Source organism: Bacteroidota bacterium, assembly GCA_016183775.1.
GTDB lineage: Bacteria > Bacteroidota > Bacteroidia > JABDFU01 > JABDFU01 > JABDFU01.
Map to the genome: position 1 here is coordinate 1 of JACPDY010000085.1, position 11,373 is coordinate 11,373.

Sequence of the window (11,373 nt, forward strand, 5' to 3'; positions counted from 1 at the left end):
AAGAAAAATGCGTAGCAAGCCTTTGGGGAAACATCAAACATTAACTAACTATAAAAGAGCAATATAATATAGAACTTAATGACATTGCCCTGAAAGGGTTAAATATATTTACATTGATGATATTCAACCCTTTCAGGGTTGGATAATGGCTTGTGTTATTTTTTTCCTCCGGTTTCACCGACGGTTATTTATATTCAAGCCCTTCGGGCTTAACTTAATGACATTGCGCTTTGAGCGATGTCACCCCTATGATCCCTATTCAAGAAATTTGTAACCTTTTCCACTTTATCAACGTACAACGGTTCATAAAACCGAACGGGGGACCAAATTAAGAGCCCTATTCTGCGCTAAACTTGTAGTCCTCTTATGAAGCACTTATCAATATATACAGCAGTTATAGCCTTATCAGCACTGGCTGATTCATCAGTACTGGCGCAGGCTCCCGTCAGGATGAGTAACGATAAAGTCTGTGTTTCAGGCTTGTGCGATTCAGCCGCCTATTCATTTCTTTCCAATCATGCAGTTTATGCGGAACGCTGGGATACCTTACCCCAGGCACGTTTTTGGCGTAAAATAATGCGTACCACCCCTGATTCCGGCTATTTAAGTGTGGCAGGCAGCAGAACCATGGTTGGCAAATTTGCCGCCAAAGAATGGCTTAAGATGAATGACCAATACAAAAACAGCTTATACGACAGCTTAAGAAATTCATACTGCCTAAATACCGATGATAAAATACTTTTTACTGCCGGCAAAAATGATTTCTATAAGATCGAACCTGTCCTATCAACTATTGATAGGGCCATTAAAATATTTGAACGTGAACACACTGATCCTTTTTATGCCCAGGTTATCCTGTTAATTGAAAGTCCCGGTCGTATGCAAAAATCAACCACTGGTGCGTATGGACCATTCCAGCTGATGCGCTCTGTGGCTATCCGTATGGGATTAAAAGTAAATAAGCATGTTGATGAACGTAAAGATTTCGAAAAATCGGCCTGGGCTGCTGCAAAACTCATTCGTAATATATGTGTGCCGGAAACAAAAAATATCCTTAACAGAAATGGCATAAAATATAATGAGAATGACCTTTGGTTCCGCCTGTTGGTATTACATGTGTACCATGCCGGCGCAGGAAACGTAGCTCCTGTAATTGATAAAATTTGTCCCATCGAAGGTAACCAGGAGTTGATCAAACAGGTTTGGCAAACCAGCTGCGGTTATTTCAAAAACTCTTCACAAAATTATTCTCAATTAGCCATCGCTTCATTACTCGAACTGGACGAACATATTCTTAATCGCTGCGAGGATATGGCAGCGGTACCTGTTACTCCCCTTGATGAAACACCTCCGTTGTTGACGGAGAATCAATAATTATTTAAATAAAAACGCCCCTGAAAAAGGGGCATTTTTATTGGGTAACCGATGGGTCTCGAACCCACGACCCTCAGAACCACAATCTGATGCTCTAACCAACTGAGCTACGGCTACCATTTATCATTAATGGGCGACGAAGATACAACATTCAATAAAATTCCACAAAACAATTTTACAGCTCAACAAATCCCAAACCTGTTTAAGGAGGTATTAAGAGATGGAATAGCTAACTTTGTACTACAAGATGGCTGATTCCGCTGAGAATATCACATTAAAGATAGAAGGCATGACATGTGCCAATTGCGCTTTGGGCATAACCCGCACCCTTGAAAAAAATGGCGGAGAACATGTCAATGTCAATTTTTCGACCGGCGAAGCCCTGTTCACCTTAGATCAGGCCGAAAAACTACCCGCAATTGTTAATAGTATCAATTCATTGGGCTATAAGGTTGTTGAAGATACCGAAACCCCTAAACCAACAACCGGCCTCTCTACTGTTGAACGAAAATTTTATTTCTGCCTCGCCTTTACACTACCGTTGTTCTTGCACATGTTTTTGCCCTTTGCTTTTTTGCAAGATCCCATAGTACAATTATTGTTATGCTTACCGGTATTTGCGGTTGGCTTCATGCATTTTGGCAAAAGCGCATGGGGCTCTGTCAAAACAGGATTTCCGAATATGGATGTACTTATTATGATAGGTTCTGTATCTGCGTTCATCTATAGTCTTATTGGTACAATTATGTACTATGGAACGCATGATATACATAATTATCTTTTCTACGAAACAACAGCGACAATTATTACCCTTGTGTTACTCGGAAATTTACTGGAACACAATTCTGTTAACCAAACCACTACCGCTATTCGTGAATTATCAAAACTGCAGGAAACAAAAGCTATGAAAGTAACTATGCATGGCGATCACGAACACCTTGTTGAAGTTGATTTCAGGGAGATAAACAAGGGTGATGTATTGCAGGTAAATACAGGGGATAAAGTTCCAGTTGATGGAGTAATTATAAAAGGCAATGCAACACTCGACGAATCGGCCATAACAGGTGAAAGTATTCCTGTTGAGAAGAACATAAATGACGTTGTAACAGGCGGAACTACTATTGTTGATGGCAATCTGAGGATGAAAGCAGAGCGCGTGGGTAAAGAAACAACCATGTCGCAGATCATTCAATTGGTTAAAAATGCGCAGGTAAGTAAGCCTTCCATTCAAAAGATCGGAGATAAAGTGAGCGCTATATTTGTTCCCGTGGTTCTTGTCATTTCAGTATTAACCTTTATACTTTCCCGGTTTGTATTTGATATATCAACTCAAAAAGCAATGATGAACAGTATTGCCGTGCTGGTCATATCCTGTCCCTGCGCGATGGGATTAGCCACTCCCACAGCGCTTATGGTTGGTATTGGAAGGGCAGCCCGCAATGGCATACTTATTAAAGGAGGCAACACACTTGAAATTTTCGCGGATATTAAAAACATTGTATTCGACAAAACCGGAACACTTAGCACCGGGCATTTCAGGATCAGAAAAATACATCTATTCAATAGTGCCGATGAAGCCCAGGTAAAAAAACTTCTTTCGCAATTAGAATCCGGTTCATCACACCCGATCGCCAGGTCAATTGTACAGGAATTACGTTTTACTCATAACGGAACTAATCTATTGAACATTAATGAGCATAAAGGCGTAGGTGTTATGGCTTCGGATAATGAAGGAAATACCTACAGGCTTGGTTCCTATAAAACCGCTTCCGCTTTAACTGCCGACAATTCACATAACATATATCTCATTAAGAACGAAACTTTGCTCGCTGCCGTTGATATTGAGGATGAATTAAAACCAGATGCAAAATCGACTGTAACTGCAATTAAAGCGAATGGAATAACTCCCGTATTATTAAGCGGCGATACAGCGGACAAATGTAGAATAGCGGCTGATCTGACCGGAATCAGTAAAGTCTACAGTGAACAAAGTCCCGAACAAAAACTGAACATAATCAAACAATTATCTGACGAAGGCCCTACCGCAATGGTGGGCGATGGGATCAATGACGCGCCCGCGTTGGCTAAAGCGACGATTGGAATATCTATCGGGAATGCATCCCAGGCGGCCATCCAATCGGCACAGATCATTTTACTGAACAGCAAAACACTTTCCCAGGTTGTGCTTGCGCACAACCTGAGCAAACATACGCTCATAACCATAAAACAAAATTTATTCTGGGCTTTCTTTTATAATGTTGTTGCCATTCCCATTGCCGCTTTGGGTTTTTTAAATCCAATGATCGGCGCGCTGGCAATGGCTTTTTCCGATGTTATTGTGATCGGAAATTCCATACGCCTGAAGTATAAAAAGATCTCATGATCAAAAAAGGATACTCCATACTTGTGCTGCCCGGATGGTATCCTAACCGCACCGATCCGACTCTTGGGAATTTTGTTCAAAAACACGCCGAGGCGGCTAATTTATTTTGCGATGTAAGTGTTGTTTATGCCTGCCCAGATCCGAATCTTAAAAATTCAAATTATGAGCCGGTCGTTGAAATGATCAATGGCATTTTAACCGTTATTGTGTATTATAAAAAAATCGACTCCACTACTCCATTATTCTCTTCCATTCAAAAGTTCAGAAGATACCTTCATGCTTCACTTTTGGGCTATAAAAAACTGGTTGAGGAAAAAGGGAAACCCGACCTGATTCACCTGAACATATTGATCAGGGCCGGAATTATAGCATGGTACCTGAAATTAACAAAAGGTTTGAAATATGTTTATACAGAGAACTGGACCGGCTTTTTACCCTCTAACCCATTGTTCAATCCTTATACATTTCAACATGCCACCTATAAGTTCATTGCTAATCGCAGTGAAGTTCTAATGCCGGTAACCGAAAACCTGAAAAACGCCCTCATCGGCCATGGCATTAAAGGCAATTATCTTATCGTAGGCAATGTGGTCGATACCGATCTTTTTAAACCCGCCCTTGAAGAACGTAAGGACAGCAAATTTATCTTCATTCACATTTCCCATGCCGTTGATGAACATAAAAATGTTTCGGGAATACTGCGCGCGGCCGAAAAGCTTAAAAGTATAAGAACCGATTTTGAGTTGCACATTATTAGTGATGGTAAGCAAGAGCCACACATTACCTATGCAGAAAAACTGGGATTATACAATAGCCAGGTTTTTTTTACAGGTACACAATCTACCGCCCGTGTCGCGGAAAAATTAGCTAAGTCCGATTGCCTTGTGCTGTTCAGTAACTATGAGAATCTGCCCTGTGTCATCCCGGAAGCAATGGCTTGCGGAGTTCCGGTGATCTCAACAAATGTAGGCGGCATAGCCGAACACATAACAGAAGAAAACGGCATATTGGTAAAGCCCAGGAATGAGAATGAACTGGTAATGGCGATGAAAAAAATGATGGAACACAGCAATAATTACTCTTCACAAAAGTTAAGGTCCTACGCCGTTAAACATTTCAGTTATGAAATGATCGGCAAAAACTTTTATTCAGCATATAAAGCCGCACTGGATCAGCATGCTTAAAAACATCACTTTTACATTCTTTTCAAAAATTCTAATCGGAGTATTGAACCTGCTTGTGGTCATCCTCCTCTCCCGCTTTCTTGGCGCTGAGATAAAAGGACAGGCAAGTCTTATACTCACAAGCATCACAATGTTTTTAATTGCCTGTAATATTGTCGGTGGAGCCACACTGGTTTATCTCGTCCCCCGCTTTAATACAAATACGCTGCTGCTTATCAGCTATTCCTGGACCATTTTAAGCTGTATTGTTGTGTACGTGGTTGTGCACTTTCTTGATATACTGCCGCATGAATTTGAAAAACATGTGCTGCTTCTGGCAATGATCGACTCTTTTTTCAGCATCAACAACACCATATTGCTCGGGAAAGAAAAAATAAAAACTGTAAATATCCTTGCATTCGTTAAAGCCCTGTCTATAACTGTTGTTTTAATTATGTTCCTGACGGTTTTCAAAACAAAAAGTGTTGATGCATATATACGGACACTTTACTGCAGTTTTTCCCTAACATTTCTGTTAAGCACCTTTTTTGTTCTTAAGAACAGGATAACGATCCACTCAGATAAAGTTTTTAAGGATGCATTGATATACTGTTTCAAATTAGGCGGTATCAATCAACTTGGCCATATTTTACAGTTCGCGAGCCTGCGCTTAAGTTATTACCTGATTAGCCGTTTTTCAGGAAATAGTGAATTAGGCATCTATTCAAATGGTGTTTCACTGGCCGAATCGATTTGGCTGATCAGTAATAGCATATCATCGGTTCAATACGCTAAAATTTCGAATACCGGCGATCGTGAGCAATCCATAGCTCTGACAGTAAATCTTACAAGAATAAGTTTACTGATATGCCTGCTTGCTGTTATTACAATGGCATTATTACCTGCCGCATTTTACACTGCATTGTTCGGAATTGAGTTTACGAATATTAAACAAGTTATCTATACGCTCATTCCGGGTGTTTTGTTTTATAACATTGCTTTAATAGTAGGCCATTATTTCTCAGGGATCGGGAAATATGAAGTTGAAGTATGGGGAAATTTTGCCGGTTTACTGGTTACGCTGGGCTTAAGTACAATTGCCGTCAGGTATGGCTATTCCTCTTTATGGGCGGGTATTATTTCTTCCTCATCTTATATGGCCACCACTCTGGTCATTGTTTTCTATTTTTATAAACACGATAAAGTAAGACCTTCCCTGCTATTTCCACGTTTGAGCGATTTAAGTAAAAAGCGCTTAAAGTAAATGAGAATCATAATAAATTCAATTTATTGAAAATCAACACCTTATTCATTTACTAATTTTTTTATTAATTGCATTAAAACTACACCTTTCGTCAGGGGATTGCTGCCATTTAATAATCCAAAGCCTCCGTTCATTAGGAATATCGAACTCGAAAGCAATTTTGTCCTAATCTTAGGATGAGTGGCAATAAAACTATTGCCACAAAAAGGCCATTTACAAAACCAATAACTTTATTCTATCTGTTTTTTTGAAAAACGGGTTAGCCTTTTGAAGCAGGATTTTGTAATTACCAGGGCCGGGCATTAGTCAGACTTCTAATTTTGTGATAAAAAATGATTTTTTATTCTATTAAAGTTTTGTAACATTGTAAGCTATTGCACAAAAACCATTTTATTGTTTAATTTAACATTAATTTTTTCATGAAACAAATAGTACTATTTGGAGTATTTTTGACAGCTGCTTTTTGCGGTAATTCTCAAAACACTATTGCTCCTTCGAAACCTCTCCAACTTCCTGCTGCCATTGCAAATGTTGGTGTAAGAACCAATGTCAGAACGTTAATTGATGATACTAAACCAGCAGTATCTCAAACGAAAGCTGTTGTTTCCAACGCTAAAAAGGCACCGGCCGTTCCTTCATCAATGGTTGCTGCTCAGATCGGCACTACAGTTTATCAGCTTCAGACAAACGCTTCATCCCGCAATGCTTTATTCAAAAAGAGCGATGGAACGGTCGCAGCGGTATGGACATTTTCTCCTACCGATCCTGCAACTGACCGGGGTACAGGATATGCCTATTTTAACGGCACTTCATGGAGCGCTCAGCCCTCCGCACGTATTGAATCACAAAGAACAGGCTGGCCTTCGATAGCCGTAACAGGTGCAAATAAAGAGGTGGTAATTTGCCATAACACTACAGTATCACAGCTTGAATTAGTTTCACGTAATACAATGGGAACGGGAAGTTGGACTGAGAATACTACAAAATTAACCGGTCCGTCGCAGGGTGGAAATGTTTGGCCCAGGATAGTAGCCGGCGGTCCTTCCGATAATACATTGCATGTGATATCAGTTACATCTCCCGTAAGTTTGGGCGGCAAAAAATATAACAAACAGCATGCGGCATTGTGTTATAGCCGTTCATTGGATGGTGGCGCTACATGGGATAAAGTAAATGAATTGTCGCCTTTTTTGGATAGTCTTAACAATGGTTTCAATGGTTTTGGAGGAGATGGCTATGCCATTGATGCGAGAGGGAATACCGTTGCCTATGTTGCAGGCAGTATTACATCTGATCTGGTATTGATGAAATCAACAGATAATGGTTCCAACTGGACAAAAAAGATCGTCCTTGATTTTCCTTTCGATAATTTCAATGGCCAGGTAACCGACCTTCCTCCGGCTGATGCGGTTATTGATACTATAGAAACAAATGACGGATCATTTGCTGTTTTGATTGATAATAATGATAATGCACACGTATGGTTTGGACGTATGAGAATGGTGAATCCTACACTTAACGATAGCGGTTCATATTTCTATTTTCCGGGTATAGCCGGATTAATGTATTGGAATGAAAATATGGGTAGCAATCCGCCTGTTATGATCACTGGTTTAGAAGATATTGATAACAGCGGAGTAATTGAATTGCCTACTGTAACAAGCGGCCGTGCCTTTGGTACTTTCGGAGGCTCGCTGACTTCTCACCCAAGCGCAGGTATAGATGCTGCCGGTAAATTGTACCTGGCTTACGATGCGGTTATTGAAAACACGAACGATGGAAATAACAAAGCAATACGAAACATAATGCTAATGGGCTCATCTGACGGCGGTACTACCTGGGGGACTCCGGTTAGAGCTAATCTGGATGATAACTTCGAACAGGTATTTCCTTCTGTTGCGCGGTTCGTTAATAACTGTATGAGTTATATGTACCAAAATGATGATGCGGCCGGACATGGAATAGGGACTTCCAACCCGGATGCGGCAGCTAACCCTCCCAGCAAACTCGCCGAAATTTATTATGATTGTGTAACAGCCAGCACTATTACAGGAGTAAAAGAAAACAATGTAGAATTGATCTCATCACATAATTACCCGAATCCGTTCAATGGTAAAACAAATGTAGATGTTACACTCAAAAGATCATCCAACTTATTTATTGACGTATTTAATACGATCGGACAAAAGGTTTTGGCTACCGAAAACAAATATTTACCGGCGGGTACTCAAACCATTGTAATTGATGCATCTGTTTTGAAAGCCGGCGTTTATTTTTACACGCTGAGAACTATTGACGGTTCTGTCACCCATAAAATGATCATCCAGTAATAATTATCAAAAGTCCCCGGTTTTCGGGGGCTTTTGATTTAATGCCGCTTTATCTTAATTTTAAAACACTATAATCAAACACTAACATCATCAAAAAAATGAAAAACCAACTACTACTTGTTTCAGCGATCGGCATAGCTTCACTTGCTGTTGCTCAGTCCGCTTACAACCCTGATAAATATACATTGAAACTTAATCAGCATCCCGAAATTATATTCAGTGAAGTTCAGAGTGGCCCTATAGTAAAAAACAATAAGAAAAAAACTAATCCTGTTGATCAAACCAAAGCCGTTAGTATAATTGATCTGGGCCAGGCCGGTAACGCGTTTGGTACAGGCTTTGGAGGAAAAACATTCTTGTGGGCCGACCCCAACCTTAATGCAATAACGTTTTCACATCGATCAGAACCCGTTCTTACAGGTGACCTGTCTCATGGTTTTTTACGTTATGACTATTCTGTAGATGGCGGTACAAACTGGTTTGTTGATCAGGGCGCAGCTTATATATCGAATAATACCACAACACCTCCTTTCGCCAATGCGCGCTACCCACAGGGAGTGTACTTTAGTCCCGCAGGTAACACAAATGCCGATTCGGGTTATTTCGCTTATTTTGCTCCTACCCTCGCTTCTACAAATGGAAGCAGTGCTTCCGGCGGATGGGGCGGTCATTGTCACGGATCTATGCAGGTATCGGGCAATATGTTTAACAGGCAAAAAGAAGAAACTTCAAGCCGGTTTTTAATTCCCGATGGTTTCACTCTCACAAAAACAGGTGTGACTTATAATACGGATGCAGCTTCAAACCAGGCAGCAAGCCCGGTTGTTAGCTATACTGATACAATAATTATCTCCAAAGGTATCTGGAACACAACAACACGCGACTTTGATTATACTGTGAGTTATTTACGTGCACCGGTAAGTAAAGACAACAAAAATACACCTGACTATGCCGGTGAACATCGCATTGCATTCGCCGATGATGGTCAAACCGGGTATATCACCCTTATAGGCCACAGCAGCTATGTATCGGAGCCGGATTCGATCTATCATTTGATCGTTTATAAAACCACTGATGGAGGCACTACATGGTCGAGCCCCATTAATGTAAGCATGGATGGAGTTAAACCTTTATTGCCGAATGCCGTTCCTTTTAAACCAAATAAATTTACAACAGGCTTTGAAATGGATGCCGTGGTTGACAAGAACGATAACCTTCACGTAGTTATGCCGGTAAGCCCTGAAATGAATACCGGTTATTCCATCAGTACCAAGGCCGGCACATGGGGAATATTTGATATTTATACTACAGATGGGGGCACTTCATGGAAAGGCAAATTGTTAGGAATGCCTCAAACGCTGGTTGGAACATTCGGGGTTTCTGCAGCTGATGCCACTAACCCTACTATCGCTGAGTATAACCGCTGCCAGGCTTCAAGAACTCTGGCCGGTGATAAATTGTTCTTCTCATGGTTTGATACAGATACGATCAATTACGCTCCTCTCGATCAGAATCATGCGAATATGCATCCTAACGCGTTTGTTATAGGTTATGATGTAACCACAAACAAATGGACCAACGAAGTGTCAACGGCCAGCACCATTGCGGCAGACGTAATTACATTTGGCTGCGCTTCTTACTATGTGTTCGGAAATACCGGAACATATACTTTTCCGCTTGTATATGTAGAGCTGACCGGTGATGAAACAAAAACAGGACTTCCTGTTCTTTTCCATTACCTGAATGGATTTACACTAAAAGATGCGGACTTTACTGTTACTGATAATTCTGTTCCATTAAATCTGTTGATCTCGGTTAACGATATAAAAGAAAACCATGGTATGTCGGTGTCACAGAACTACCCGAACCCTTTCAACAGCAATACTTCATTCAAATTAACACTTGATAAAAACGCAAGTGTTACAGTTGAGGTATTCAATACAATAGGTCAAAAAGTTACCGGTATCGATGCAAAAACATATTCGGCCGGCGAACACACCATAACTATTAACGGCAACGACCTGACACCAGGTGTTTATTTTTACACCGTTAGAGCAAACGATGCTTCTGTTACACAACGTATGATGGTTAAGTAAACTGTCGCATTATAAAATAAAAACGCCCCTGAATTATCACGGGCGTTTTTATTTTATACCTGTATCCAACAAGCAGAAATATATCGGATTATTAAAACAAATACTTCCTGACTTGTCCGATTTAGTCCGGCAGCCCAATCTTAGTTAATATTTCCGTCATTGGCGGCGATATTCTTGTTCTGATTGCTATAACTTTTCAATTAATTCAATTGATCGCAGTTTAGAGGCCGGCTCAACAATACGAATGGTCACCAGGTCATTCAATAACGCTGTGTTGAAAATTGTGTAGCCAATGTGTTTCTGAAGCGCCAATATCACTTCATAGAGAAATAAATAATGGAAACCCAAATACTCACTGTGATCCAAATGAAGCACGTTGCTATTGTGTGGATTGGAAAAAAGAGAAAGTTGCAGGCTTTGCTCATTAATTATCTCCTGAGCAGGAGCCAAAAGAGCGCTTAATTTTTCATCATTACATGATGATACAAGATGACGAACTACAACTCGCTTTCTTTTCTTATAACAACAAATTTGAACTGCCCTGGCTCCAGAACTGTGGGAACCGTTCGAATATGGAACATTTACATGCCTTAGTGCAGCAAAATTCCATTTTTTTCATAATATTCACTTGAACATATTTTTAGTTAGACATTAATTTTTATTCTTTTTTGAGTTGAAAAAGCATCCGGAATTTAAAAATTTCACTTGCGAGCTCTATGGCTCAACTCTTTGTCCTTGATGCTGATGTCAGTTTCATCTGCGG

General features: G+C 40.3%; 6 protein-coding genes and 1 tRNA gene. 6 read left to right on the forward strand and 1 reads right to left on the reverse strand.

Translation table 11 applies throughout. The annotated features are described in order from the left end of the window. Positions 1-366 precede the first annotated feature (366 nt). Positions 367-1,374 (forward strand): transglycosylase SLT domain-containing protein, encoded by a 1,008-nt coding sequence (locus HYU69_10555; protein ID MBI2270779.1) that lies wholly within the window; start codon positions 367-369, stop codon positions 1,372-1,374. 43 nt (positions 1,375-1,417) lie between these two features. On the opposite strand, the gene HYU69_10560 is transcribed toward HYU69_10555, so the two are convergent. Next, positions 1,418-1,491, reverse strand: a tRNA-His gene (locus tag HYU69_10560). Between the two features lie 130 nt (positions 1,492-1,621). On the opposite strand from HYU69_10560, the gene cadA reads away from it, so the two are divergent. The 5 genes from cadA (at position 1,622) to HYU69_10585 (ending at position 10,610) form a co-directional block, all read left to right on the forward strand. Then, a complete protein-coding gene (gene cadA / locus HYU69_10565) occupies positions 1,622-3,757 on the forward strand; it encodes a cadmium-translocating P-type ATPase (GenBank protein ID MBI2270780.1) in 2,136 nt (711 codons plus the stop codon). Next, complete coding sequence (locus tag HYU69_10570) at positions 3,754-4,941, forward strand: glycosyltransferase (protein ID MBI2270781.1); 1,188 nt, start codon at positions 3,754-3,756, stop codon at positions 4,939-4,941. The genes cadA and HYU69_10570 overlap by 4 nt, the downstream gene beginning before the upstream one ends. After that, positions 4,934-6,184: a hypothetical protein gene (locus HYU69_10575; GenBank protein MBI2270782.1), complete on the forward strand. Its 1,251-nt coding sequence runs from the start codon at positions 4,934-4,936 to the stop codon at positions 6,182-6,184. Before HYU69_10570 ends, HYU69_10575 begins: the two co-directional genes overlap by 8 nt. Positions 6,185-6,603: 419 nt before the next feature. After that, positions 6,604-8,514 (forward strand): T9SS type A sorting domain-containing protein, encoded by a 1,911-nt coding sequence (locus tag HYU69_10580; GenBank protein MBI2270783.1) that lies wholly within the window; start codon positions 6,604-6,606, stop codon positions 8,512-8,514. Between the two features lie 98 nt (positions 8,515-8,612). Beyond that, positions 8,613-10,610: a T9SS type A sorting domain-containing protein gene (locus HYU69_10585; GenBank protein MBI2270784.1), complete on the forward strand. Its 1,998-nt coding sequence runs from the start codon at positions 8,613-8,615 to the stop codon at positions 10,608-10,610. Positions 10,611-11,373: the final 763 nt, after the last annotated feature.

What these genes read in the sequence shown, in the direction of transcription:
- HYU69_10580 (MBI2270783.1), top strand. Translation starts at nt 6,604, where the DNA reads ATGAAACAAATAGTACTATTTGGAGTATTTTTGACAGCTGCTTTTTGC.
- cadA (MBI2270780.1), top strand. Translation starts at nt 1,622, where the DNA reads ATGGCTGATTCCGCTGAGAATATCACATTAAAGATAGAAGGCATGACA.
- HYU69_10555 (MBI2270779.1), top strand. Translation starts at nt 367, where the DNA reads ATGAAGCACTTATCAATATATACAGCAGTTATAGCCTTATCAGCACTG.
- HYU69_10570 (MBI2270781.1), top strand. Translation starts at nt 3,754, where the DNA reads ATGATCAAAAAAGGATACTCCATACTTGTGCTGCCCGGATGGTATCCT.
- HYU69_10575 (MBI2270782.1), top strand. Translation starts at nt 4,934, where the DNA reads ATGCTTAAAAACATCACTTTTACATTCTTTTCAAAAATTCTAATCGGA.
- HYU69_10585 (MBI2270784.1), top strand. Translation starts at nt 8,613, where the DNA reads ATGAAAAACCAACTACTACTTGTTTCAGCGATCGGCATAGCTTCACTT.